We start from the raw sequence: 23,052 nt of genomic DNA on the forward strand, positions 1-23,052 counted from the left end.
AGCGGTGAGTCTCACCGATCCCACCCTGACCTAGGGGTGGCCCTTGATAAGGACGGACCGCCGGCCGCCGCGTTCGTGCGCCTCGACGGGCAGACCCGCACCGTATCGCGGCCGCGCACCGCCACGCCGCTCCACGTCCTGCTCGACGAGGGCATCGACGCTCCGTTCCCTGTCGCGAGGGTCATTGGGGCGCCTGTGCGATGCTCAAGCACCGGTGCGAGATCGAAATGGATACCAACGACGTCCTCGACCCCAACGACCTCGCCGACGGACTGATCCTGGCCTGCCAGGCCCGGCCCACGTCCGATGCTGTCGAAGTGACTTACGACGAATAGGCGCGACGCGCCGTTGGGGTGATTCGCTCGAAAAGGAGCTCACCCGACCGCGAGCAACTGGTGGAGGACTTCACAGAGTGCAGCAGTGATCTCCTCGCGCGACGTCGAGGCCATCTCCTCGTGTTGTGCCAGCAGCCAGGACCGCTCGATCATCGCCATCACCACCAGCCCCAGCGAGTGCGGGTCTGACCGCAGCGGCGTCGGTGTGAGTTTGATGATTCGCTGCCCCAGCGCTTCGGTCGTCCTGCGATACGACCGTGTGGTTGCAGCGCGGAACCGCCGGTCTAGGGGTGCATCCTCCGTGCTGCGCAGAACGAACGCGCCGTTGCGGTCGAGGTAGTCGAAGTACCGCAACACCCACTGCCTGATCTCGGGCATCGTTGGGGGGCTGCCGAGGTCGCTGAAGGCCTCGACAACGGCCAGCACTTCTAGGTATGTCGTGTTGCCGAGCTCGTAGAACAGCTCGGACTTGTCGCGGAAGTAGTAATAGAAGTTGGCGCGCGTCACCTCGGCCCGCTCGGTGATGTCCCGGATCGTCACGCCAGAAAAACCCTTGCTGGAAAAGGCATAGCGAGCCGCATCGACGATGCGCTCTCTGGTCCGGTCCGACTTGCGAAGCCCCGTCGAGCCAGCGGCGACGTCCTCAGCCGTCATGGATGATCGGCAATCCTCTGTTCTGGCAGTGGTCAGGGAGACGCGGTGCGAATCTCCGTTGGATCGTCGCACCGTTGCGGCGCCAATTCCCGTTCGCATCTCCGGACATTATCAACACATCTGTCAAAACTAGGCTAGTGCACAGCGGTGGGCGGCACAAGCGCCGGTGGCGACTGGAACGCAGCGAGAGCCGCGCATCCGGCGGCGCGCCCACGTCAACGCCGGCGCGCACCGTTGAGGGCCGCCACCCCCGCCAGTTCAGCGATCGCCGCAAGCGTCTCACCGCGGCCCTGCATACACGCCAACGCAGCGGCGCCGCCCAGGCGGTGTTCATGACGGCGACGCTCCCCCTCGGCGCGAACCTCAAGGATCCGGTTTGCTCCCACTCGTCGACCGCCGCCAGGCGCCCGAGCTCGACGAGAAACGGCGCTGCACCGGCGGCATTTTGACGTTCACGCTCAAGACGCGCCTCATTGGCTTTGTTCTGCGCCTCACGAACACGCTTGAGCGCTTCAGCTTTCGAGTTGATGCTCACGATCGCCGAACCATACGACGCGTCCGGCGCCTTCCTCTACCACCATCCGCAACATCACCGTGTCCCCATCTGTCGCCACCGCCTGTGCCCAGTTCCCTCGCCCGCCAACACAACCCAGTGCGCCCTGCGCCCACCGCTCACCACCGCCCACCAGCACCAGCACTTCTCAAGCACCCCACGCACCACACACCTTTTGCATACCTAGTGCTTGCGCCGCCACGTTGTTGGGCACGCCACCGCCGGCCTCTGGCCCGGCGGCGTCTACTGAACCTAGTGCTTGCGCTGCGGCGTCGGTGGCTGCGCCACCGTTGGCTTCCGGCACCGCGCCCTCTCCTACGCCCCGCGCCGCGCTGCCTTCCGCACCTGGTGCATCCGCACGCGGCGCTGCCTGCGCGTCGGCAGCCTTCAACACCGCGCGCACCTCACCGACTTTGACCCGCCAGTTCAGCGATCGCACTGAGGCTTTCACCGCGGCCTTGAATCCGGGCCACCGCTGTCGCACCAGCCTGGCGGTGTTCGTGACGGCGCCGCTCCCCCTCTGCGCGTATCTCGTGGATACGGTTGCGCTCCCACTCGTCGACGGCGACGAGCCGCCCAAGCTCGACGAGAAACGATGCAGCGTCATCGACATTTTGACGCTCACGCTCCAGACGTGCCTCGTTGGCCTTATGCTGCGCCTCCCGGACACGCTTGCGCGCCGCCGATTTCGAATTGATGTTCACCACGTAGGAACCATAGGACGCACCCACCGTCGCGCTCTACCATCCTGACCAACATCATCTGTGTCCCCATTTGTCCGCACCCACTGTCGCCAAATCGTCTGCCCACCAATGCAACACATCCGCACCGATCCGCACCACTCACCACAACCACCTGTCCGATCCGGGAAACGGTCGGGTGTGCTCATTCACGGGCTAACGCACACGTATCCAACGACGCCCCGTACCGCAGCCTCAAACCCGCTAGATGCACTGGTCGCCACACCGTGGTTTCGCCTGGTGTCCGTTGCCGCAATATGACCATTTCAGATGCACTTCCGGCGTCTCACCCGTTCGGGCTTCTAGGCTCTCCTAGAGCTGGTCTCGCAGATTCGACCCCCTGACCGCACTCGACGGTGCATTTCCGATCGAATGTCGCACTGCTGGTAGCGGGAATCGAGAACTAGGCCTCATGATCTCGGTATGACCTGCCGGCTAGTACCGACGGCGGGAGACGGGGTTGGAGACGATGACTATAGAAAATGCGTCGGTCATGCTCAGCGCTCATGAAGTTCGAGCGATGACCGGAGTTCCGGTCTCAACGCTGCATGATTGGGCGGCCAGGAGGGAACGTGGGATCGATGCGCCCGGTCCACATCACCTCAGGCTTAGCGATCGGCACCGTCGATGGTTACTGGATGACGTCAAAGATTGGCTGGAATCGACTCGGGTATAGAGCGATTCGCCCTCACAGACTACTTAGCGCAACCGCAAATTTTGAGCTAACGATTAAGCTCGCACACGGTCACCGCCGGCTGGAGGCACTGATCCTCAATTCCCCCAACGGCATTCGGGAGGAATCTTGGCCATAAAGCGCCGCGAGACGAAGGACGGCGTGCGTTATGACGTCCAATGGCGCCTACCGGATCGTTCGAAGCGCAAGAAGAGCTTCCGAACGGAGCGTGAGGCGCGCCAGTTCGAAGCAAGGCTCGTCACCGACAGCGCCGCGGGCGTCAGGGTGGATCCACGCGGCGGCAAAATCCCGCTCCGCAACGTCTATCGGTCCTGGCTAGCCTCCCGACCCGACCTGAGCGCGAAAGTCCGCCGCGGATACGAAGACAACTGGAGGCTGCGTATCGAGCCACAGTTTGGTTCGTGGCCGATCGCACGGATCGACCACGAGTCGATCCAGCGATGGGTGAATGCCCTGTCAGCGTCGGGTCTCGGACCGCGGACGGTGAGGTGGACGCACTCGGTCCTCAAGATGACCCTTGACCGCGCCGTCGAGGAAGACCAGCTCCTCGGCAAGAACCCCGCATCACGCACCAAATTCCCACCGATGCGGCAAGCTACCCACGTCTATCTAACCGTCGGCGAAGTCGCAACACTTGCCCAAACATGCGGGGCTCAAGGCGACGTCGTCTTGCTCCTGGCTTACACGGGCCTACGATTCGGTGAACTCACCGGCCTCGATGTCGAGGATGTCGACCTGGGCGCTCGTCGAATCCGCGTTCGCCGGTCGATGACCCAAGTCGGCGGCAAACTCGTTGAAGGGAATCCGAAATCGGAGGCCGGCCGACGTTCTGTCCCTATCCCCGAGCGCTTGATGCCGGCACTTAAGGCGCGGCTCGACGCACGACCCGGTGGCGCGCCGGCGATCGCGTCGCCGAAGGGTTCCCGGCTGAGCCTGGAGAACTGGAAGCGTGCGGTCAACTGGCGGAAGTCTGTGACTGAGATCGGCCGGGCCAACTTGCGTGTGCATGACCTCCGGCACACCTATGCATCGCTGTCGCGACGGGCCGGGGCCGACTTGCGACTCCTCCAAAAGGCGATCGGCCACGCATCAATCACCGTGACCGCACACACCTACGCGGACCTGTTCGACGACGAGCTCGACGACATTGCAACCGCGCTTGACTCGCTCGACGATAGTTTTCGCGCGGGTCGCGGTTAATCCAGTTTGGCCCCATTTTGGCCCCATTTCATCCGCTGCTCACGTGGTCGAGGAGGCGCCGAGGCCGTTCTGCAGCACTCTGAGCAGCATAAACAATGTGGTGGCCAGGGGCGGGATCGAACCGCCGACCTTCCGCTTTTCAGGCGGACGCTCGTACCGACTGAGCTACCTGGCCGGAAGGCATGCATTGTGCCTCGCCGAATCGGCGACCCTGACGGGACTCGAACCCGCGACCTCCGCCGTGACAGGGCGGCGCGCTAACCAACTGCGCCACAGGGCCTTGCTGCTGCTCCGCGTTACCGCGTCGCGTACCCCCAACGGGATTCGAACCCGTGCTACCGCCGTGAAAGGGCGGCGTCCTAGGCCACTAGACGATGGGGGCCAGAACCGAATCACTCCGGGGTACTCGCAACGTGGTTTCGTTAGGAGCCACGTCAGCTTAGGTCACCGCAGGCCCAATCCTCAAACGAGCCGCACTTTGGGCCCAAGTATCCTGAATCTCCGCAGCCCCTATAGCTCAGTTGGTAGAGCTACGGACTTTTAATCCGCAGGTCCTAGGTTCGAGTCCTAGTGGGGGCACCGACGCGTGTTAACCTCGCCAGCGCGGCGCTCGTCACCCGAGCACCGCGCTGCTGTAGGTCACGTCGGCGAATGCCTGGGCGACCTCGTCGTCGGCATACACGAAGCCATTGGCCGCGTGCAGGTCCGCGATGGTTTGCGACGAAGTCTGCCAGCCGCGCCGGTTCAGGTGGTCGACGATGTGGCTGCGCTCGCCGTGATAGACGAGGTCGTTGAAGTCGACCTCGAACCCGAGCTCGCTCATCCGGTCGTGGTGCGCCCGCCAGCGCGGGTCGGCGAAAACGGCGGTGTCGGGCACGAAATCGAAGGCCAAGCGACTGCCCGGGGCGCTCAGCGCGGTGATGGTGTCGAACAGCGCGTCCTGGGCCTCCTCCGGCAGGTACACCAGCAGGCCCTCGGCGCTCCACGCCGACGGCGCCTGCGGATCGAAACCGGCATCGCGCAGCGCCGTGGCCCAGTCGTCGCGCAGGTCGACGGCGACGGTGCGCCGCTCGGCGGTCGGCTCGGCGCCCAGATCGTGGAGGGTCAGCGTCTTGAACTCGATCACCTCTGGCATGTCGACCTCGTAGACGACGGTGCCGGCCGGCCCCGGCAGGCGGTAGGCGCGCGCGTCCAGCCCCGACGCGAGGATCACCGCCTGCCCGATGCCACCGCGCGTCGCTTCCAGGAAGAAGTCGTCGTAAAACCTGGTGCGGCAAGCCATTCCCCGTGCCATGCGCTGCGGGTCGAACTCCGCCTCCCCGCCGGCGGCGATGTCGCCGTTCACCAGCCGGACATAGACGTCCATCCCGACAGCCCGCACCAGCGGGGCCGCGTAAGGGTCGTCGATCAGCTTCGCCTCGGAGGACAGGGCCCGCTGGGCGGCGACCATGGTCGCCGTCGCGCCCACACTCGTCGCCAGATCCCAACGATCACGATCGGTGCGTGCCATGGTGCTCCCTCATCCGATACAGGAAATTAAATAGACCATCTAGTCACTATCACAGCGTCCATCCCCGACCCTCGCGCGACTACCCTGCGACCTGTGACCGACTTCGCCCAGCGGACGATCGAACTGGCCCGCCGAAACGTCGCGGAGGGCGGTCGCCCGTTCGCGACGGTGATCGTCAACGACGGCGAGGTCCTCGCCGAGAGCGCCAACCGGGTGGCCCAGACCAACGACCCGACCGCGCACGCGGAGATCCTGGCCATCCGCGAGGCGTGCATGAAGCTGGGCACCGAGCACCTCGTCGACGCCACGATCTACGTCATGGCGCATCCGTGTCCGATGTGCCTGGGCTCGCTGTACTACTGCTCCCCCAGGGAAGTGATCTTCCTGACCACCCGCGAGGCATACGAGCGGTATTACGTCGACGACCGCACGTACTTCGAGTTGTCCACGTTCTACGACGAGTTCGCGAAGGGCTGGGAGCAGCGCCGCCTGCCCATGCGCTATCAACCCCGAGACGATGCGGTGGACGTCTACCGGTTCTGGAACGAGCGCAACGGTGGTCAGGCCCGGTCCACGGTCGTCCCCTCCCCCTAAACCCGCTCATCGCAGCCGTTGGAAGCGCCGGCGCGCTTGACTATTATTTGCGCATGCATGCAGGTAATGGCGCAGCCCGGTTGCCCGATCACCAGGTGAGCCTGGTGGTCGAGGTATTCCGGATGCTGGCCGATGCCACCCGGGTGCAGGTGCTGTGGTCGCTGACCGACGGGGAGATGTCGGTCAACGAACTCGCCGAGCATGTGGGCAAACCGGCACCATCGGTCTCTCAGCACCTGGCGAAGCTGCGGATGGCGCGCCTGGTCCGCACCCGCCGGGACGGAACCACGATCTTCTACAGCCTGGAAAACGACCACGTCCGTCAGCTCGTCATCGACGCGGTCTTCAACGCCGAACACGCGGGCCCGGGCGTGCCCGGCCATCACCGCCGGGATGGCGGCCTGAAGGCCATCGGCGATCAGCAGAGCGCATCTACATAGGGAGGCTCCACCGATGACCGAGCACCACACCCACGACGCACCCCACGCTCACGAACACGAGCACGTCGACGGCACGGAGCACACCCATCAGCACGTGCATCAGGCCGGACTGGAGGACGTGCACGGTCACGCCCAGGTATAGCGGGGGCGTGCCGGCTCAGGAGACCGCGGGGCAGTAATGCTTGGGGTCGCCGCGCTCGTCCACGGGCGGCAGGTTGCGCGCCGGCGTCTGCACCAGCGGCGTGTCGGCCGGGATCCGCCCGGCGGCGCGGTCGAAGCCCGCGCGGGCTCGTGGGTGCTTGCGGAAGCGGCTCGGCACGAAGGCGAAAACCGCGCGAACCACGTCGCCGAAGCGGCGATGCAGCCACTCGTCGCGCCGCGACCACCGGTAACCCATCAGCTCGCGCACCGGGGGGTCGTACAGGCCCACGGTCACCCAGACGAAGAACGGCGCGAGGAGTTTACGCTGGGCGGCCCACAACCAGTCCGGAAGCCGTTGCGCGAACGGGGGTTTGGGCAACTCGGTGAGGTCGAGCACGGCGCGGGCGGCGAAGTTGTCTTCAAGCACGTTGCGGCACATGTGGTCCCAATAGACCTGAAAGTCCTCCCACGACGCGGGAACAGGCCGCATGCTCACGCCATACATCCGGTACCAGTCGACGTGCTCGTCGAACAACTTGCGTTTCTGCGCTTCGGTCAGCCCGCCACAGAACCGCTCGGCCACGTGAATGGTGCCGACGAAGAAAGTTGCGTGGGCCCAATAGAAGACGTCGGGGTTCAACGCGTGGTACCGGCGGCCCTGTTCGTCGACCCCCTTGATGTCGGTGTGGTAGTCGCGCACCTCAGCGCCGGTGACCGGGGCGCGATCACCGTCGAAGACGACACCACCGATCGGGTACAGCGAGCGCAGCAGGCGCTGCCAGCGCTCCCGGAAGAACGTCGAATGGTCGATGACGGCCGCGCCCAGCTGCGGGTGCATGTTCTGCATCGAGCCCGCCCACGGGCCCTGCAGCATGCCGCGCCAGTCACCGAAATATCGCCACGTCAACGAGTCGGGGCCCAGCGGCATCGGTGGCGCGTCGTAGCCCAGCGGCGATACCGGGCAGCCGACGGAGACACCGCCCGACGGGTCGGTCCCGGCGGCGGTGGCCGAACAGCCGCGCACGACGTCGCTGGTCGGCGGGCGGGTTCCGGACGTATGTTGGGTCACTATTGAATCCCTGTAGGTATCTGGAAAACTGACTACATGCGTTGTCATTTTTAAGCTTAGGAGTGATGTGCAGTCCGGTCAACGACGGGGCCGTTGGACCGGCGTTCCCCTGCAGGATCGCCTCACCCTCCGTCGCGACAACCTCATCTCCGCCGGCGTGCAACTGCTCGGCGGCGACAGTCGACCGGCGCTGACGGTACGTGCGGTGTGCCGCAAGGCCGCGCTGACCGAACGCTACTTCTACGAAAGCTTTTCCGACCGTGACGAGTTCGTGCGCGCGGTCTACGACGACGTGTGCACTCGCGCGATGAACACGCTCACGTCGGCGAACACCCCGCGAGACGCCGTCGAAAAGTTTGTCGAGCTGATGGTCGACGACCCGGTCCGCGGCCGCGTGCTGCTGCTGGCGCCGGCGGTGGAACCGGTATTAACCCGCTCGGGAGCCGAGTGGATGCCCAACTTCATCGAACTGCTGCAGCGCAAGCTGTCCCGGATCGGCGATCCGGTGCTGCAGAAGATGATCGCCACCAGCCTGGTCGGCGGCCTGTCGGGCCTGTTCACCGCCTACCTGAACGGGCAGCTCGGTGCGACGCGCGAGCAATTCATCGACTACTGCGTCAACATGCTCTACGTGACGGCGGCCCCGTACGTTGTCGCCCCCGACCTGGGGTAGCACAACCACCGGTTTACCGGGCGCGCCATAGCGGCAAACCCCAACAAAGTTGGCATTATCCGTTAGGCGGCGCGCGGCCAGGCGGCTTGATGCTACTGAGGTTCACAGATATATTGACTGCTACCCGTCGACACAGATAACTGGAGGCCGTATGTCAGCCGAGCTGACAAACCTACAGCTGCTGCACGAGCTCGAACCGGTGGTCGAGAAGTGCCTCAACCGGCACGAGAGCATGCACAAGGACTGGAACCCGCACGACTACATCCCGTGGTCGGACGGCAAGAACTTCTACGCGCTGGGCGGGCAGGACTGGCACCCCGAGGAGAGCAAGCTCTCCGATCTCGCCCAGGTGGCGATGGTCCAGAACCTGATGACAGAAGACAACCTGCCGTCATACCACCGCGAGATCGCGATGAACTTCGGCCTGGACGGTGCCTGGGGCCAGTGGGTCAACCGGTGGACCGCCGAGGAGAACCGACACGGGATCGCGCTGCGCGACTACCTGGTGGTGACCCGTGCGGTCGACCCGGTCGAGCTGGAGAAGCTGCGCATCGAGGTGGTCAACCGGGGCTTCAGCCCGGGCCAGAACCAACAGGTGCGGGCCGATCTGTTCGCCGAGAGCCTGTTCGACTCGGTCATCTACGTGACGTTCCAGGAGCTGGCCACCCGGATCTCGCACCGCAACACGGGCAAGGCGTGCAACGAGACGATCGCCGACCAGCTGCTGGCCAAGATCTCGGCCGACGAGAACCTGCACATGATCTTCTACCGCGACGTCAGCGAGGCCGGGTTTGAGATTGCACCTAATCAGGCGATGAAAGAGCTGCACAAGGTGCTGCGCAATTTCCAGATGCCCGGCTATCAGGTCCCGGAGTTCCGGCGCAAGGCCGTGTTCATCGCCGTCGGCGGGGTCTACGACCCCCGCATCCACCTCGACGATGTCGTGATGCCGGTGCTGAAGAAGTGGCGCATCTTCGAGCGCGAGGACTTCACCGGCGAGGCGGCCGCTATGCGCGACGACCTTGCCCTGCTGATCAAGGAACTCGAGCAGGCCTGCGACAAGTTCGAGATATCCAAGCAGCGCCAGCTCGACCGGGAGGCCCGCACGGGCAAGAAGACGACGGCGTTCGAGCTGCACCAGACTGCGGGCAAACTGGCGATGAGCCGCCGGTAGCGGCCTTGCGCATCGGACCCATCACGCTCGCCAGCCCGGTGGTGCTGGCCCCGATGGCGGGCGTGACCAACGTTGCATTCCGCACGCTGTGCCGTGAGCTGGAGCAGTCGAAGGTTGGCACGGTCAGCGGGCTGTACGTCTGCGAGATGGTGACGGCGCGCGCGCTCGTCGAGCGGCACCCGGTCACCATGCACATGACGACGTTCGCGCCGGACGAGTCACCACGCTCGCTGCAGCTCTACACCGTCGATCCGGCGACCACGTACGCGGCCGCCAAGATGGTCGCCGACGAGGGCCTGGCCGACCACATCGACATGAACTTCGGCTGCCCGGTGCCCAAGGTCACCAAGCGCGGCGGCGGGGCGGCGCTGCCGTACAAGCGACGGCTGTTCGGCCAGATCGTGGCGGCCGCCGTGCGCGCGACCGAGGGCTCCGGGATTCCGGTGACCGTCAAGTTCCGCGTCGGTATCGACGACGAGCACCACACGCACCTCGACGCCGGCCGCATCGCCGAATCCGAAGGGGCCGCCGCCGTCGCACTCCACGCCCGCACGGCGGCGCAGCGCTACTCCGGCACCGCCGATTGGGAGCAGATCGCCCTGCTCAAGCAGCATGTGCGCACCATCCCCGTGCTGGGCAACGGCGACATCTACGACGCCAGCGACGCCCTGACGATGATGGCCACCACCGGATGCGACGGCGTCGTGATCGGCCGCGGCTGCCTGGGCCGGCCCTGGCTTTTCGCCGAGCTCTCGGCCGCTTTCACCGACAGCCCGGCCCCCACCCCGCCCACGCTGGGCGAGGTCGCCGACATCGTCCGCCGACACGGGCGGTTGCTGGCCGCGCACTTCGGCGAGGACAAGGGCATGCGCGACATCCGCAAGCACATCGGCTGGTACCTGCACGGCTTTCCGGCCGGCTCCGAGCTGCGCCGGGCGCTGGCGATGGTCAGTACGCTCGACGAACTCGATTCGCTGCTAAGCCAATTGGACGGCACGGTGCCCTTCCCGGACGCGGCCAGCGGCCCACGGGGCCGGCAGGGCTCTCCCGCGCGGGTCGCGCTGCCCGAAGGCTGGCTGACCGACCCCGACGACTGCACCGTCCCGGCCGGCGCCGACGTGATGCACTCCGGCGGCTGACCGACCGCTCGAAATCGCATCCGCGCCGATAACTCAGTACGATGTGGACCTTGCCGCCGTACGCGTTCCTGGGACGGATGGGTAACGCGCCGCCGCCCGAGCGCGACAAAGGAGTGCGACCCACGGGTGGCACGAGCCGCAGCGCTGACAACGCACTGGGCCGGCATCGCGCACGGACGGGCTGGGATCCGCATCAGAGCTTCGGAGGCCGGTAGGACATGAGTGACGCCGAGGGCGACGCCACTCCCGACGCTCGGCGCACCGCGCTGGGCGCCGCCCCGTGGGAGCGGTTCTCGGAGCCGCCGTCCGACTACAGCCTTCACCTGTGGCAGATCGACAATGCGGTCGAGCCGGCCGGGCCCCTCCAGCCTCGACCAGCCGATGACGAGGGAGCCGGATCCCACGCCGGCGGTGGGGTCAGCGTGGCCGACCTGATCGCGAAACTCGGTGCCCCATCGACAGGCCGATCCACTCACCGCCGCGCCGACCCGGAGATCGAATCCGCCGACGCCGGCGCCGACCTGCCGGTCGAGCTGCAGAAAACCGAGGTGATCGAGGACCTCGCCTACTCCCTCGATCTGGTCACGGAGCTCCCCGACCTCCAGACCGCCGACCACCGGAACGGCGACGGCCCCGCCTCCGACGAAAGCCCCGGCGAGGCCGACCTCACCACGCGGCACCGTCGCCGGCCGGCGCTGCTGGCCGGACGCTCAGTCGCGGCGCTGCTCGCCGTACTCGCCATAGTGATGACCGGCGGGGCGTGGCAGTGGAGCACGTCGAAGAACGCCAAGCTCAACACCATCAGCGCGCTCGACCCGCAGTCGGACGACATTCGCGATCGCAACGGACAATACGGGGACGAAGACTTCTTGATCGTCGGCCTCGATTCGCGCGCCGGCGACAACGCCAACATGGGCGCCGGCAGCACCGACGACGCCGATGGCGCCCGCTCGGACACCGTGATGCTGGTCAACATTCCCGCCAACCGCAAACGCGTGGTCGCCGTGTCGTTCCCCCGCGACCTGGCGATCACCCCGATGCAATGCGAGGCGTGGAACCCGAACACGGGTAAGTACGGGCCCCTCTACGACCCGAAGAGCAAAACCTGGGGTCCGAAGATGGTCTACACCGAGACCAAACTGAACTCGGCGTTCGCCTTCGGCGGCCCGAAGTGCCTGGTCAAGGAGATCCAGAAGCTGTCCGGCCTGAGCATCAACCGCTTCATCGCGGTCGACTTCGCCGGCTTCGCCAAGATGGTCGACGCCCTCGGCGGTGTCGAGGTCTGCTCGAAAACCGCGCTGCACGACTACGAGCTGGGCACGGTCCTCGAACACGGCGGCCGCCAGGTCCTGGACGGCTCGACCGCGCTGAATTATGTGCGAGCCCGGCAGGTCACCACCGAAACGAACGGAGACTACGGCCGCATCAAACGCCAGCAGCTGTTCTTGTCGTCGTTGCTGCGGTCGTTGATCTCAGAGGACACGTTGCTCGACCTCAACAAGCTCAACAACGTCGTCAACATGTTCATCAGCGACACCGTCGTCGACAACGTGCAGTCGAAGGACTTGATCCAACTCGGACAGTCGTTGCAGGGGATGGCCGCCGGGCACGTCACGTTCGTGACTGTGCCGACCGGCGTCACCGACCAGAACGGCGACGAGCCGCCGCGCATGGGCGATATGCGGGCGCTGTTCGACGCCATCATCAACGACGACCCGCTGCCCGAGGAAAACGACCAGAACGCAAAGAATCTGGGGCCCTCCGACGACAAATCGGGGCAGGCCAAGGCGCCCGCCACCAAGATGGCGCCGCCGCTCCCACCGGCCCCCGAGGCTCGGCACGAACAGGTCACCACCACCACGCCGGGCGACGTCACGGTGCGGGTCTCCAATGCCACGACGCAGACCGGCCTCGCGGCCACCGCCACCAGCGAGCTCAAGCGGGACGGCTTCAACGTGATGTCGCCGGACGACTATCCGAGTCCGGTGACCACGACGACGGTGTTGTTCTCGCCCGGCAACGAGCAGGCCGCGGCGACCGTGGCCTCCTCGTTCGCCAATGCCAAAGTCCAGCGAGTCTCCGGCTACGGGCAGGTCGTTCAGGTGGTGCTCGGACCGGACTTCAAGGCGGTTGCCACACCCCAACCGAGTGGGTCGTCGATCAACTTGCAGATCGAACGCGGCTCGGGCAGTGCACCGGCCAAGCTCCCCGAGGACTTGACCGTCACCAACGCCGCCGACACCAGCTGCGAGTAAACGCATCTGGCGGCGCTCCGCCGCCCTTTCCCGGCGCCGAGAACGTAGGCTTGGCGGTATGCGGACCGCCTACCACGAGCAGCTCTCGGAGTTATCCGAGCGGCTCGGCGAGATGTGCGGGCTGGCGGGCATCGCCATGGAGCGGGCCACCCAAGCCCTGCTGCAAGCGGATCTGGTGCTGGCAGAACAGGTGATCTCCGATCACGAGAAGATCGCCACGCTGAGCGCCCGGGCCGAAGAAAGTGCGTTCGTGTTGCTGGCCTTGCAGGCACCGGTGGCCGGTGATCTGAGGTCCATCGTGAGCGCCATCCAGATGGTGGCCGACATCGACCGGATGGGCGCGCTGGCCCTGCACGTCGCGAAGATCGCCCGCCGCCGTCATCCCCAACACGCGCTGCCCGAAGAGGTCAATGGCTACTTCGCCGAAATGGGCAGGGTCGCAGTCGAATTGGGCAACAGCGCGCAAGAGGTGGTGATGTCGCGCGACCCGGAGAAAGCCGCCCGGATCCGCGAAGAGGACGACGCGATGGACGATCTGCACCGCCATCTGTTCTCGGTGCTGATGGACCGCGAATGGAAGTACGGTGTGGCGGCCGCCGTCGATGTGACCCTGCTGGGCCGGTTCTACGAGCGATTCGCCGACCACGCCGTCGAAGTGGCGAGGCGGGTCATCTTCCAGGCGACCGGCAAGCTGCCCGACGAGGAAACCAACTCAACCTCGCAGTGAGCGAAACCGCGTCCGGCTAGCCGAAGCGGCCGGAGATGTAATCCTCCGTCGCCTTCTGGCTGGGGTTGGAGAAGATCTTCTCGGTGTCGTCGACCTCGACCAACCGCCCCGGCTTTCCGACCGCCTCCAGGTTGAAGAACGCCGTGTAGTCGCTGACCCGGGCCGCCTGCTGCATGTTGTGGGTGACGATGACGATCGTGTAGTCCTGTTTGAGCTCGCTGATCAGCTCCTCGACGGCCATCGTCGAGATCGGGTCCAGCGCCGAGCACGGCTCGTCCATCAGCAGCACGTCGGGTTGCACGGCGATCGCCCGCGCGATGCACAGACGCTGCTGCTGGCCCCCGGACAAGCCGCCGCCGGGCCTGTCCAGCCGGTCCTTGACCTCGTCCCACAGGTTGGCGCCGCGCAACGAGTATTCAGCCGTCTCGTCGAGTAGCTTGCGATTGCGCACGCCCTGCAGCTTCAAACCGGCCACCACATTGTCACGAATCGACATGGCGGGGAACGGGTTCGGCCGCTGGAACACCATCCCGATCGCCCTGCGCACCCCGACCGGGTCCACCCCGGCTCCGTAGATGTCCTCGTCGTCGAGGAGTACGCTGCCCTCGACCCGGCCGCCGGGCACCACCTCGTGCATCCTGTTCAGGGCGCGCAGCACCGTCGTCTTGCCACAACCCGACGGGCCGATGAACGCAGTCACACTGCGGGGAAGAACCGACAGCGTCACATCCGCGACCGCGTGAAACGAACCGTAGTAGATGTTGACGGCTTTGAGGTCCAACCGCTTTGCCACTTACTGCTCCTGCCTATGACTTGTTGGCGCCAACGAACTTCGCCAATATTCGGGCCCCGATGTTGATGGTGGCGATCACCAGAATGAGGGTTAGGGCGGCACCCCACAACCGATCCGTGGGGACGGGGTTGACGCCGGCACCGGCATTGGTCTGGTTGTACATCATGCCAGGTAGCGTTCCCATGAACCCGCTGAAGATGTTGAAGTTCATCGCCTGCGCATAGCCGACGAGAATCAGCAGCGGCGCCGTCTCGCCCATCACCCTGGCCACCGCCAGCATGATCCCGGTGACGATGCCGGAGATCCCGGTGGGCAGCACAACCCTGACGATCGTCTTCCACTTCGGGATGCCCAGCGCGTAGCTGGCCTCGCGAAGATCCAGCGGGACGATTCGCAGCATCTCCTCGGTGGCTCGCACGATCACCGGAAGCATCAACAGGACCAGCGCGAGGGACACCGCGAGCTCGGAGCGGGGAAGACCCAGCGTCGCCACGAACAGCGCGTAGATGAACAAAGCCGCCACGATTGAGGGCACCCCACTGAGGAGGTCCACCATGAAGCTGGCCAACCTGCCCAGCGGGGTGCCGCCACCGTATTCGGCCAGATAGATGCCGAGCATGAGGCCGACCGGGATGGAGATCAGCGCGCATACCAGTCCCTGCAGGACGGTGCCGACGATCGCGTGGTACGCGCCGCCACCGGCCACGAAGGCGGTCATGCCCGCTTGCGAGTGCGTCCACCAAGCGGTCGACACGACGGCCCTGAAACCCCTGGCGAACACCGAGTGCAACACCAACAGCAAGGGGGTCACCGCGATCGCCATCGACAGCGAAACCAGCACCAACGCAAGGCGATCGGCGACCCGGCGGCGCCGGCTCGGTCGCGAGAACGTGCGCGGCTTGAGCGGGCGGTCCAGCATCGAGGTCATCGGCCGCCCCATCTGGTTCCGGCGGCGGCGCCACGCGCCAGGGCGTCGACCAGGAAGGTGAGCACGAAGAGCGCCAACCCGGCGGCGATGTATGCGCCCGCCTTGTACTGGTCGTCGAATTGGGCCGCAGCCCCCGCGATTTTCGTCGCGACCGTGGAGCCGCCGTCGAACAGCGACCAACCAAAGGCCGCCTGGGTTCCCCGCAAGATGATCAGCAACGCGACCGTCTCCCCCATGGCGCGACCAAGCCCCAGCACTGCCGCACTGATGTATCCGGACCGCCCGAAGGGCAGCACGATCGTCTTCACCACTTCCCAACGGGTCGCGCCGAGCGCCAGCGCCGCCTCGACCTCCTCCCGCGGTGTCTGGATGAACACTTCGCGGGTGACCGCGGTGATGATCGGCAGGATCATCACCGCAAGGACCACGCCGCCGGTGAAGATGGTGCCGCCACCGGCGATCGACGCGTTGCCATCGGCGAACAGGAAGCACCAGCCCAAGGAGCGGTTCAGCCAGGTGGCCAACGGCCGCAGCTCCGGCGCCAGCACGTACAGGCCCCACGCACCGTAGATGATCGAGGGCACCCCGGCCAGCAGGTCGACGGCGTAGGCCAGGGCGCCGGCGACGCGTCGCGACGAGTACTGCGTGATGAAGATGGCGACGCCCAGCGCGACCGGCATCGCCAGGATCAACGCGAACGCCGACACGAACAGCGTGACCTTCAGCAGATCGGAGATGCCGAAGTGCATCGCCGACGCGTCGGTGGTGGCCCAGTTTCCGCCGTAGCTGAAGAAGTTCTCGCGGTCGCGTTTCAAGGCCGGTACCGCGCGCAGCAACAGGAATCCGCCGATCGCCGCCATCACGGCCACGATCAACAAGCCCGAGCCGTTGGCGAGCCAACGGAAAGCCCGATCTCCCACCTGCGGGCGCCCCTCTCCCCACGGGCTGATCGGTATCAGCGGCGCCTCGGGAAACGGCGCGGCGACGGTCGCGCCCGAACCGGCGTCGACGGGGTTCGGCGTGGTCACGGTGATCCCGGCACGGTTCTGTCGCTCCTTGACTGCGGGGCAACCTGGTTACTGCAGGGCGTCGATCGCGGCAGCGAGCCGCTCTTTGACCCTATCGGGCAGCGGGACGTAGCCGGCCGACGGAAGGTCGGTCTGCCCGCTGCCGGCGGCCACCGTGAGGAACGACTTGATCGCTCCGGAGGTGTTGGGGTCGGAGCTTTTCGAGCACACGATCTCGTACGTCGCCAGCACCAACGGGTAGGCACCCGGCTCCTGGGAGCTGTACATGGCGTTGAGGTCGAGCACCAGGTCGTTGCCGTCGGCCACGAATTGCGTCGCTTTCACGGCGTTGGTGGCCGTGTCGTTGGTGAGCGGGACGACGGCGCCCTTGTTGGTGGCGATCCGGGCGTAGGGGATGGCGCCCTGGTCGGCGAACCCCTTCTCGACGTAACCGATGGCTCCGGGGGTGGCCCGCACCACCTGGACGACCCCGGCCGATTTCGTGGCGCCCTCGCCCACCCCGCCCTGAAACTCGGTGCCGACGCCTCTGGTCCAGCTCTGCGGCGCGGAGGCCGTCAGAAACTTCTGCAAGTTGTCGGTGGTTCCCGACGAGTCCGTTCGGTAAATCGGCGTGATCCTGGTATCGGGCAGGGCGACGCCGGGATTGAGCGCCGCCAGGATGGGGTCGTTCCAGGCCGTGATCCGTCCGCTGAAGATCTTGCCCAACGCATCGCTGCTGACCACCAGCGCCGGGACTCCGGGCAGGTTGTAAACCAATGCGATCGGCCCGAACACCAGCGGCAAGTCCCACGCCGGGTTTCCGTCGCAGCGCGCGGCGGCGGGGCCGATCTGGTCGGCGGCCAGCGGGGAGTCGGCGCCCGCGAAATCGACATGGCCGGCGATGAACTGCTCCCGCCCCGCCCCCGAACCGGTCGGGTTGTACGCCACGCTCTTGCCCGGGCAGTACTGCCCCCAGACCTGGTTGAACAGCGACATGGCGTTCTGTTGGGCCGTCGAGCCTTCTGCGGTGAGCTGGTTCTTGCCGCCACATCCCGCCGTACCGGTGATCCCGGAGACTGCTGGCGACGGCGCTCCCCGAGGGTTCTGATCGCTGCCACAGCCCGTCATCACGACCGCACCGACAGCCAGCGCCACCAGCGCCGCCAGCGCCCCGCCACCCCTGTCGAGCCTCACCGATCCCGCTTCCTGACCATTCGTACCCGCGTGTGCGCCGCCGGCCGTCTCCCAAGAGGTTGCCGCGCAGCGGCGAAAATATGCTCGGATGCGGCCCGCGGCACCAGTTGAGTAGCAGGCGCAGGTGAACAGCCGGGGATACCCGACCCGCCGCCTGCGTGCGCGGTCACTCGGGAGCGACCGCGTAGGCGGTGTCCACGCTGTGAGTGGTGAAGCCCAGGCGCTGATAAGTGCGCACGGCGGCGACGTTGTCCGACTCCACGTAGAGCAGCACGGTCGGCTCGGCGGACCCGGCCAGCCGCTGCGCCAACGACTCGAGACCGATGGCTGTCAGGGTCCGCCCCAACCCGCGGCCCTGCGCCGACGGGTCGACGCCGACGACGTACACCTCCCCCAGGCCGGGCTGATCGGGATGCACCTTGGTCCAGTGGAAGCCCAGCAGCTTGCCCCGCTGACCGGCGTCGGACTCGTCGTACGCGAGGAACAAACCGGTGGGGTCGAACCACGGTTCGCTGCGCCGCTCGGCCAGCTGGGTCTCGGTCCAGCCGCCCTGCTCGGGATGCCTGGTGAACGCGGCGTTGTTCACGCGCAGCAGCTCGGCGTCATCGGTGGTGCCCGCGTAGGTGCGGATCCGCACACCGGGCGCGGGACGGACCAAATCCTGCGTGTCGCGCAACGTCCGTCGCATCTGCAGCAGCTCACGCACCGGAACCAGACCCATCGCCGAGGCGGCGGCCCGGGCGGGCTCGAGGGTGCCGTGCGCCCAGAACCGGTTGCGTCCCCCGGTCTCGGCCAGCGCCGAGCGCACCAGGGCGGTCCCGAATCCAAGCCGCCGGACCTGCGGGTGCACCACGAGTTCCGCCATCCCGGCTTCCGCATCGCGCGTGAGGTTGAGGTAGCCGACGACCTCGTCGGTCTCGGTGATGAGCAGATGGCCGGTGCGGTCGTGCGCGAGCTCGCGCAGCACCTGTTCGCCGACCGGGGCCACGCCATCGAATTCCGTGGCCGCCGTGACGAGTTCGCGCACTTGCCGCTGCTCGTCGGCGGTGAGCGTCGAGCGCCAGGCGGGCGCGGTCACTGACTGCGCAGGGCGTCGCCCACGGGTTGGTGCAGGCCCTCGGCACCGGATTCGACGTCGTCGGCACCCTCGGCGTCATCGGGCTCCGCGATCGGCGCGCGCCCGCGTGCCGGCCGGACCGCCTTGTACCCGACGTTGCGGACGGTGCCGATCAACGCCTCGTATTCGGGGCCGAGTTTGGCCCGCAGCCGACGCACGTGCACATCGACGGTGCGCGTGCCGCCGAAGAAGTCGTATCCCCACACCTCGTGGAGCAGTTGCGCGCGGGTGAAGACGCGACCGGCGTGCTGGGCCAGGTACTTCAGCAACTCGAACTCTTTATAGGTCAGGTCGAGCGGACGGCCCCGCAGCCTGGCCGTGTAGGTGCCCTCGTCGATCACCAGCTCGCCCAGGCTCACTTTGCCGGCGCTCTCCTGGTCGGCCAGCCCGCCGCGGCGGCCGATCACCAACCGCAGCCTGGCATCGATCTCGGCGGGGCCGGTGCTGGGCAGCAGGATCTCGTCCAGCCCCCAGTCGGCGCTGACCGCCACCAGGCCGCCTTCGCTGACCACAGCCAGGACCGGGACCGAGCGGCCCGCGGTGCTCAACAACCGGCACAGGCCGCGCGCCGACGACAGGTCGGTGCGCGCGTCCACCAGGACGGCGTCCGCCGTCCCCGCCTCGAGCAACGACGACGGCTCCGCCGGCGCCGTCCGGACGGTGTGGGGAAGTAGCGACAGCGACGGCAGGACGGGGTCGGGATGCAGCTCCGAAGTCAGCAGTAATAGCTCCAACTAGCCCCTCCAGCTCGGGGGAACGGCATCTTCACAGTTCGCAACGCAACGACGCGTTAGTTGCCAGGTCATCTAACGATAACTTGCCACCTGCCATTTTGGCGTGGCGAGGATGGCAGTGTGAGCCCCGCCACCCGGGCGGTCGGACGCACGGCGGGCGCGGGGCTACGCGACAATGTGCGGGTGCGCAAGGTCCTGATCGGGGCGGCGGCCGTGACGGCCGCCCTCGTCGTGGTCGCGGTCGGCGCCGTGGCCGTCGACTACGGAAGCAGCATCTACGCCGAATACCGGCTGTCGTGCAGCGTCCGCAAAGCCGCCAACCTGAGGTCGGACCCGTTCGTCGCCATCGTGGCGTTCCCCTTCATCCCCCAGGCCATGCGCGACCACTACAACCAGCTGGAGATCAAGGCCAACGCCGTCGACCACGCGACGGTCGGTGAGGCCACGCTGGAAGCCACCATGTACTCGGTCGACCTGACCCACTCGTCCTGGCTGATCGGGCCCCACGCGACACTGCCGGTCGGCAAGCTCGAGAGTCGCATCATCATCGGCTCGACCCATCTGGGCCGCTACATGGGCATCAGCGATTTGATGGTCGAGGCGCCGCCCAGGGAAACCAACACCGCAACCGGCGGCGTCACCGCGTCGGGCATTTCCGACAGCCATGGCCTGGTGTTCAGCGGCACCCCGGACTCGGCCAACTTCGAGCACCGGGTCAGCGTGTCGGTGGACCTGTCCATCGCCCCGGACGATCAGGCGACCCTGGTGATCACGCCGACGGGCATCCTCACCGGTCCGGACACCGCGGACCAGACCGTCCCGGACGACAAGCGGGACGCGGTCCTGCGCGCCTTCACCACCAAAGTGCCCAACCAGCGGCTTCCGTTCGGGGTGGCGCCGAAGACCGAGGGGGCACGCGGCTCCGACGTCATCATCGAAGGCATCAGCTACGGAGTGACCGTCAACCTGGACGGGTTCAAGCAGTCGTGAGCTCGTCACCGTCCAAAGCCTGCGGTCCGCCCAGCAACCGCCGTTGATTTGATCGTTCGCGGTCATTCGGTAAGCTTGCCGACGTGCTAGCCCGCCTTGAGCCTTTGCTCACCCAACGCCGCGCAGTCGATCTGTGCCGCACCGCGGGCTGTTGCTGTCGCTGTAGCTGCTGAGTGGCGTGCGCCTTCGCGCGTAGCACTCGGAGCAGCCCGGAACGTTGCCGTGGCCTGACTCCCTTCGTTCGTTCCCAAAAGCAGACAAGCAACAGGCGTATCCAGGAGTACCACCGTGCCGAACACCAACAACAGCACCCAGCCAGACACCGTCGACGTACGGGGCCCGAGGTTCGCCGCCTGGGTCACCACCGCAGTCCTGGTGGCGGCGCTCGCCGTATCCGCCATCAGCGCGCCGGGCGCGGCGGCGATTCTGGGGGTGCAGGCCGTCATCTTCGCCGTCGGCGCCGTCGGCGGCCCTCGCAAGCATCCCTACGGGCGAATATTCGCCGGCGTGGTGGCGCCCCGGCTCGGCCCCGTGACGGAGCGCGAACCGGTCGCACCCTTGAAGTTCGCCCAGCTCGTCGGCCTCGTCTTCGCGCTCGCGGGTGTCGCCGCGTTCGCCGCGGGCGCGTTCGTGATCGGCGTCATCGCCACCGCCGCCGCGCTCACCGCCGCGTTCCTCAATGCCGCCTTCGGCATCTGCCTGGGCTGCCAGCTCTACCCCTTGGTCGCACGGTTCCGGGGCCGCCGCGCGCGTCTCGTGACCCGCTCGTAGGAAGCGACCGAAAGGACCCCCGCATGGCACGCTCCGACGTCCTGGTCTCCGCGGACGGGGCCGAGAGCAATCTAGACGCCGCCGGTGTCGTCTTCGTCGAAGTCGACGAGGACACCAGCGCGTACGACACCGGCCACGTTCCCGGAGCGATCAGGCTGGACTGGCGTTCCGACGAGGAGCTGGCGAAGCTGTACGCCGACGCCGGCCTGGACGGCACCAAGGAGACGATCGCGTACTGCCGCAGCGGGGCGCGCTCGTCGCACACCCGGTTCGTGCTCCGGGAATTACTCGGCCACAAAAACGTCACGAACTACGACGGAAGTTGGACGGAATACGGCTCCCTGGTGGGTGCCCCGATCGAGTTGGGAAGCTGACTGATATGTGCTCTGCCCCGAAGCAAGGCCTGACCTTGCCCGCCGGCGTCGACCTGGAGAAGGAAACGGTGATCACCGGCCGGGTCGTGGACGGCGACGGCCAGGCGGTGGGTGGCGCGTTCGTCCGCTTGCTCGACTCGTCCGACGAATTCACGGCCGAGGTCGTCGCGTCGGCCACCGGCGACTTCCGGTTCTTCGCGGCGCCGGGGTCGTGGAAGCTGCGCGCCTTGTCGTCGGCGGGTAACGGCAACGCCGTGGTGACCCCATCGGGTGCGGGCATCCACGAGGTGGATGTCAAGATCGCCTGAGACGCCCGCTGCCCCGACCGGGATCCCGCGGGGCGAATAGACTGATCTCCGTGGCGCTCTTCTTCGAGATCATGCTGGTCGTGTCGGTCGTGGTGATCTCATGGTTTGCGCTCTACACGCTGTACCGGCTCATCACTGACGAATCGTGACCCGCGCCGGCGACGATCCAGAGCGCAGCGATGGGGTGGGGGTCCCTCCCGCTTGCGGGGGAGAGTGGCGCACGACTTCCGACGAATCGTTGAGTTCTGTTAGCTCCGGCGACCGCGCGGTGGCCGCAGCCGCCGAGCGCGCCAAGCTGACCGCCGGCCGCAACATCCCCGCCTTCGACGACCTGCCGCTTCCCGCCGACACCGCCAACCTGCGCGAAGGCGCCAACCTGCACGACGCATTGCTGGCGCTGCTACCGCTGGTCGGTGTGTGGCGCGGACACGGCGAGGGCCGTGGACACGACGGGGATTACCGGTTCGGCCAGCAGATCGTGGTCTCGCACGACGGCGGCGATTACCTCAATTGGGAATCCCGGTCCTGGCGGATCAGCGACACGGGCGATTACCAGGAACACGGGTTGCGTGAGACGGGCTTCTGGCGCTTCGTCAGCGACCCCGACGACCCCAGCGAATCTCAGGCCATCGAGTTGCTGCTCGCCCATTCGGCCGGCTACGTCGAACTGTTCTATGGCCGGCCGCGTACCCAGTCGTCGTGGGAGTTGGTGACTGATGCGCTGGCCCGCAGCCGATCGGGCGTGTTGGTCGGCGGCGCGAAGCGGCTGTACGGCATCGTCGAGGGCGGCGACCTGGCGTACGTCGAGGAGCGAGTCGACGCCGACGGCGGTCTGGTTCCGCATCTTTCGGCGCGGCTCTCGCGCTACGCGGGCTAACCGCCGACCCATTGCCCACCCGGGCAACCGGGTCGTGCGCGCCGACCCGGAATCATTGCTT

The 23,052-nt window shown here is 66.7% G+C and carries 25 protein-coding genes, 4 tRNA genes and 1 pseudogene; 17 read left to right on the plus strand and 13 right to left on the minus strand.

The genetic code is table 11. The features are described from left to right. Positions 1-51: 51 nt before the first annotated feature. Positions 52-335 (plus strand): annotated as a pseudogene (locus AWC03_RS28015) (2Fe-2S iron-sulfur cluster-binding protein); the annotation flags it as partial. Positions 336-374: 39 nt separating this feature from the next. Here AWC03_RS28015 and AWC03_RS22855 read toward each other — a convergent pair. Beyond that, positions 375-989 carry a TetR/AcrR family transcriptional regulator gene (locus AWC03_RS22855; protein WP_085242970.1) on the minus strand — a complete coding sequence of 205 codons (615 nt, stop codon included), beginning with the start codon at positions 987-989 and terminating at the stop codon, positions 375-377. Positions 990-1,946: 957 nt separating this feature from the next. Beyond that, positions 1,947-2,249 (minus strand): hypothetical protein, encoded by a 303-nt coding sequence (locus tag AWC03_RS28020; protein ID WP_249025958.1) that lies wholly within the window; start codon positions 2,247-2,249, stop codon positions 1,947-1,949. 835 nt (positions 2,250-3,084) lie between these two features. Between AWC03_RS28020 and AWC03_RS22875 the strand changes: the two genes are divergently transcribed. After that, positions 3,085-4,176 carry a tyrosine-type recombinase/integrase gene (locus AWC03_RS22875; RefSeq protein ID WP_085242971.1) on the plus strand — a complete coding sequence of 364 codons (1,092 nt, stop codon included), beginning with the start codon at positions 3,085-3,087 and terminating at the stop codon, positions 4,174-4,176. A 98-nt stretch (positions 4,177-4,274) separates the two neighbouring features. On the opposite strand, the gene AWC03_RS22880 is transcribed toward AWC03_RS22875, so the two are convergent. From AWC03_RS22880 to AWC03_RS22890, 3 genes are all read right to left on the minus strand, one after another. After that, positions 4,275-4,351: transfer RNA gene (locus AWC03_RS22880), tRNA-Phe, on the minus strand. Between the two features lie 31 nt (positions 4,352-4,382). Further along, a tRNA-Asp gene (locus AWC03_RS22885) sits at positions 4,383-4,456 on the minus strand. A gap of 29 nt (positions 4,457-4,485) precedes the next feature. Then, positions 4,486-4,558: transfer RNA gene (locus AWC03_RS22890), tRNA-Glu, on the minus strand. Between the two features lie 124 nt (positions 4,559-4,682). Here AWC03_RS22890 and AWC03_RS22895 point away from each other — a divergent pair. Next, positions 4,683-4,755: transfer RNA gene (locus AWC03_RS22895), tRNA-Lys, on the plus strand. A 34-nt stretch (positions 4,756-4,789) separates the two neighbouring features. On the opposite strand, the gene AWC03_RS22900 is transcribed toward AWC03_RS22895, so the two are convergent. Beyond that, complete coding sequence (locus tag AWC03_RS22900) at positions 4,790-5,686, minus strand: class I SAM-dependent methyltransferase (protein ID WP_085242972.1); 897 nt, start codon at positions 5,684-5,686, stop codon at positions 4,790-4,792. A gap of 93 nt (positions 5,687-5,779) precedes the next feature. Between AWC03_RS22900 and AWC03_RS22905 the strand changes: the two genes are divergently transcribed. From AWC03_RS22905 to AWC03_RS27660, 3 genes are read left to right on the plus strand one after another with little or no spacing between them, the layout of a single operon-like run. Further along, positions 5,780-6,280: a nucleoside deaminase gene (locus tag AWC03_RS22905; RefSeq protein ID WP_085242973.1), complete on the plus strand. Its 501-nt coding sequence runs from the start codon at positions 5,780-5,782 to the stop codon at positions 6,278-6,280. Between the two features lie 53 nt (positions 6,281-6,333). After that, positions 6,334-6,720, plus strand: coding sequence for an ArsR/SmtB family transcription factor (locus tag AWC03_RS22910; RefSeq protein WP_085242974.1), 387 nt, complete (start codon positions 6,334-6,336; stop codon positions 6,718-6,720). 13 nt (positions 6,721-6,733) lie between these two features. After that, complete coding sequence (locus AWC03_RS27660) at positions 6,734-6,862, plus strand: zinc transporter Slc39a7 (protein ID WP_208859296.1); 129 nt, start codon at positions 6,734-6,736, stop codon at positions 6,860-6,862. A 15-nt stretch (positions 6,863-6,877) separates the two neighbouring features. On the opposite strand, the gene AWC03_RS22915 is transcribed toward AWC03_RS27660, so the two are convergent. Further along, positions 6,878-7,930 (minus strand): oxygenase MpaB family protein, encoded by a 1,053-nt coding sequence (locus AWC03_RS22915; protein ID WP_085242975.1) that lies wholly within the window; start codon positions 7,928-7,930, stop codon positions 6,878-6,880. A 67-nt stretch (positions 7,931-7,997) separates the two neighbouring features. On the opposite strand from AWC03_RS22915, the gene AWC03_RS22920 reads away from it, so the two are divergent. The 5 genes from AWC03_RS22920 to phoU all read left to right on the plus strand — a co-directional run bounded on the left by AWC03_RS22920 (position 7,998) and on the right by phoU (position 13,898). Then, positions 7,998-8,603 (plus strand): TetR/AcrR family transcriptional regulator, encoded by a 606-nt coding sequence (locus tag AWC03_RS22920; protein WP_142278486.1) that lies wholly within the window; start codon positions 7,998-8,000, stop codon positions 8,601-8,603. A gap of 151 nt (positions 8,604-8,754) precedes the next feature. After that, positions 8,755-9,777: an acyl-ACP desaturase gene (locus AWC03_RS22925; RefSeq protein WP_085242976.1), complete on the plus strand. Its 1,023-nt coding sequence runs from the start codon at positions 8,755-8,757 to the stop codon at positions 9,775-9,777. Between the two features lie 5 nt (positions 9,778-9,782). Continuing rightward, the gene (gene dusB, locus AWC03_RS22930) at positions 9,783-10,916 is read left to right on the plus strand and encodes a tRNA dihydrouridine synthase DusB (RefSeq protein WP_085242977.1); all 1,134 of its coding nucleotides are present in this window, start codon (positions 9,783-9,785) and stop codon (positions 10,914-10,916) included. Between the two features lie 218 nt (positions 10,917-11,134). Further along, positions 11,135-13,171, plus strand: a complete 2,037-nt coding sequence (locus AWC03_RS22935; protein ID WP_085242978.1) for an LCP family protein — start codon at positions 11,135-11,137, stop codon at positions 13,169-13,171. Between the two features lie 58 nt (positions 13,172-13,229). Next, on the plus strand, positions 13,230-13,898 hold the full coding sequence (gene phoU / locus AWC03_RS22940; RefSeq protein ID WP_085242979.1) for a phosphate signaling complex protein PhoU: 669 nt from the start codon (positions 13,230-13,232) through the stop codon (positions 13,896-13,898). Positions 13,899-13,914: 16 nt separating this feature from the next. Here phoU and pstB read toward each other — a convergent pair whose 3' ends face one another. The 6 genes from pstB to AWC03_RS22970 form a co-directional block, all read right to left on the minus strand. Next, positions 13,915-14,691, minus strand: coding sequence for a phosphate ABC transporter ATP-binding protein PstB (gene pstB / locus AWC03_RS22945; RefSeq protein WP_085242980.1), 777 nt, complete (start codon positions 14,689-14,691; stop codon positions 13,915-13,917). A 13-nt stretch (positions 14,692-14,704) separates the two neighbouring features. Beyond that, positions 14,705-15,619 carry a phosphate ABC transporter permease PstA gene (gene pstA / locus AWC03_RS22950; protein ID WP_085243131.1) on the minus strand — a complete coding sequence of 305 codons (915 nt, stop codon included), beginning with the start codon at positions 15,617-15,619 and terminating at the stop codon, positions 14,705-14,707. Continuing rightward, on the minus strand, positions 15,616-16,647 hold the full coding sequence (gene pstC, locus AWC03_RS22955) for a phosphate ABC transporter permease subunit PstC (protein WP_420845691.1): 1,032 nt from the start codon (positions 16,645-16,647) through the stop codon (positions 15,616-15,618). The genes pstA and pstC overlap by 4 nt, the downstream gene beginning before the upstream one ends. Positions 16,648-16,695: 48 nt before the next feature. Next, positions 16,696-17,820 carry a phosphate ABC transporter substrate-binding protein PstS gene (pstS, locus tag AWC03_RS22960; protein ID WP_085242982.1) on the minus strand — a complete coding sequence of 375 codons (1,125 nt, stop codon included), beginning with the start codon at positions 17,818-17,820 and terminating at the stop codon, positions 16,696-16,698. 166 nt (positions 17,821-17,986) lie between these two features. Then, positions 17,987-18,898 (minus strand): mycothiol synthase, encoded by a 912-nt coding sequence (mshD, locus tag AWC03_RS22965; protein WP_085242983.1) that lies wholly within the window; start codon positions 18,896-18,898, stop codon positions 17,987-17,989. Next, entirely contained in the window at positions 18,895-19,671 is a 777-nt protein-coding gene (locus tag AWC03_RS22970; RefSeq protein WP_085242984.1) for a winged helix-turn-helix transcriptional regulator, read from the minus strand. Before AWC03_RS22970 ends, mshD begins: the two co-directional genes overlap by 4 nt. Positions 19,672-19,848: 177 nt before the next feature. On the opposite strand from AWC03_RS22970, the gene lmeA reads away from it, so the two are divergent. From lmeA to AWC03_RS22995, 6 genes are all read left to right on the plus strand, one after another. Next, a complete protein-coding gene (gene lmeA / locus AWC03_RS22975; protein WP_085243132.1) occupies positions 19,849-20,661 on the plus strand; it encodes a mannan chain length control protein LmeA in 813 nt (270 codons plus the stop codon). Between the two features lie 83 nt (positions 20,662-20,744). After that, a complete protein-coding gene (locus AWC03_RS28360; RefSeq protein WP_368730642.1) occupies positions 20,745-20,834 on the plus strand; it encodes an Ms5788A family Cys-rich leader peptide in 90 nt (29 codons plus the stop codon). 115 nt (positions 20,835-20,949) lie between these two features. Next, positions 20,950-21,432: a DUF4395 domain-containing protein gene (locus AWC03_RS22980; protein WP_085242985.1), complete on the plus strand. Its 483-nt coding sequence runs from the start codon at positions 20,950-20,952 to the stop codon at positions 21,430-21,432. Between the two features lie 23 nt (positions 21,433-21,455). After that, a complete protein-coding gene (locus AWC03_RS22985) occupies positions 21,456-21,806 on the plus strand; it encodes a sulfurtransferase (RefSeq protein ID WP_085242986.1) in 351 nt (116 codons plus the stop codon). 5 nt (positions 21,807-21,811) lie between these two features. Further along, on the plus strand, positions 21,812-22,114 hold the full coding sequence (locus AWC03_RS22990; RefSeq protein ID WP_085242987.1) for a DUF1416 domain-containing protein: 303 nt from the start codon (positions 21,812-21,814) through the stop codon (positions 22,112-22,114). Between the two features lie 238 nt (positions 22,115-22,352). Continuing rightward, a complete protein-coding gene (locus AWC03_RS22995; RefSeq protein ID WP_085242988.1) occupies positions 22,353-22,991 on the plus strand; it encodes a heme-binding beta-barrel domain-containing protein in 639 nt (212 codons plus the stop codon). The last annotated feature ends 61 nt before the right edge of the window (positions 22,992-23,052 follow it).

Origin of the sequence: Mycobacterium europaeum (genome assembly GCF_002102155.1) — a bacterium.
In the GTDB taxonomy this organism is placed as follows: domain Bacteria; phylum Actinomycetota; class Actinomycetes; order Mycobacteriales; family Mycobacteriaceae; genus Mycobacterium; species Mycobacterium europaeum.

Excerpts from the sequence above, each read along its gene's own strand:
- AWC03_RS22855 (WP_085242970.1), bottom strand. The coding sequence starts at position 989 with ATGACGGCTGAGGACGTCGCCGCTGGCTCGACGGGGCTTCGCAAGTCG.
- AWC03_RS22900 (WP_085242972.1), bottom strand. The coding sequence starts at position 5,686 with ATGGCACGCACCGATCGTGATCGTTGGGATCTGGCGACGAGTGTGGGC.
- AWC03_RS22910 (WP_085242974.1), top strand. The coding sequence starts at position 6,334 with ATGCATGCAGGTAATGGCGCAGCCCGGTTGCCCGATCACCAGGTGAGC.
- AWC03_RS27660 (WP_208859296.1), top strand. The coding sequence starts at position 6,734 with ATGACCGAGCACCACACCCACGACGCACCCCACGCTCACGAACACGAG.
- AWC03_RS22925 (WP_085242976.1), top strand. The coding sequence starts at position 8,755 with ATGTCAGCCGAGCTGACAAACCTACAGCTGCTGCACGAGCTCGAACCG.
- AWC03_RS22935 (WP_085242978.1), top strand. The coding sequence starts at position 11,135 with ATGAGTGACGCCGAGGGCGACGCCACTCCCGACGCTCGGCGCACCGCG.
- phoU (WP_085242979.1), top strand. The coding sequence starts at position 13,230 with ATGCGGACCGCCTACCACGAGCAGCTCTCGGAGTTATCCGAGCGGCTC.
- pstA (WP_085243131.1), bottom strand. The coding sequence starts at position 15,619 with ATGACCTCGATGCTGGACCGCCCGCTCAAGCCGCGCACGTTCTCGCGA.
- AWC03_RS22985 (WP_085242986.1), top strand. The coding sequence starts at position 21,456 with ATGGCACGCTCCGACGTCCTGGTCTCCGCGGACGGGGCCGAGAGCAAT.
- AWC03_RS22990 (WP_085242987.1), top strand. The coding sequence starts at position 21,812 with ATGTGCTCTGCCCCGAAGCAAGGCCTGACCTTGCCCGCCGGCGTCGAC.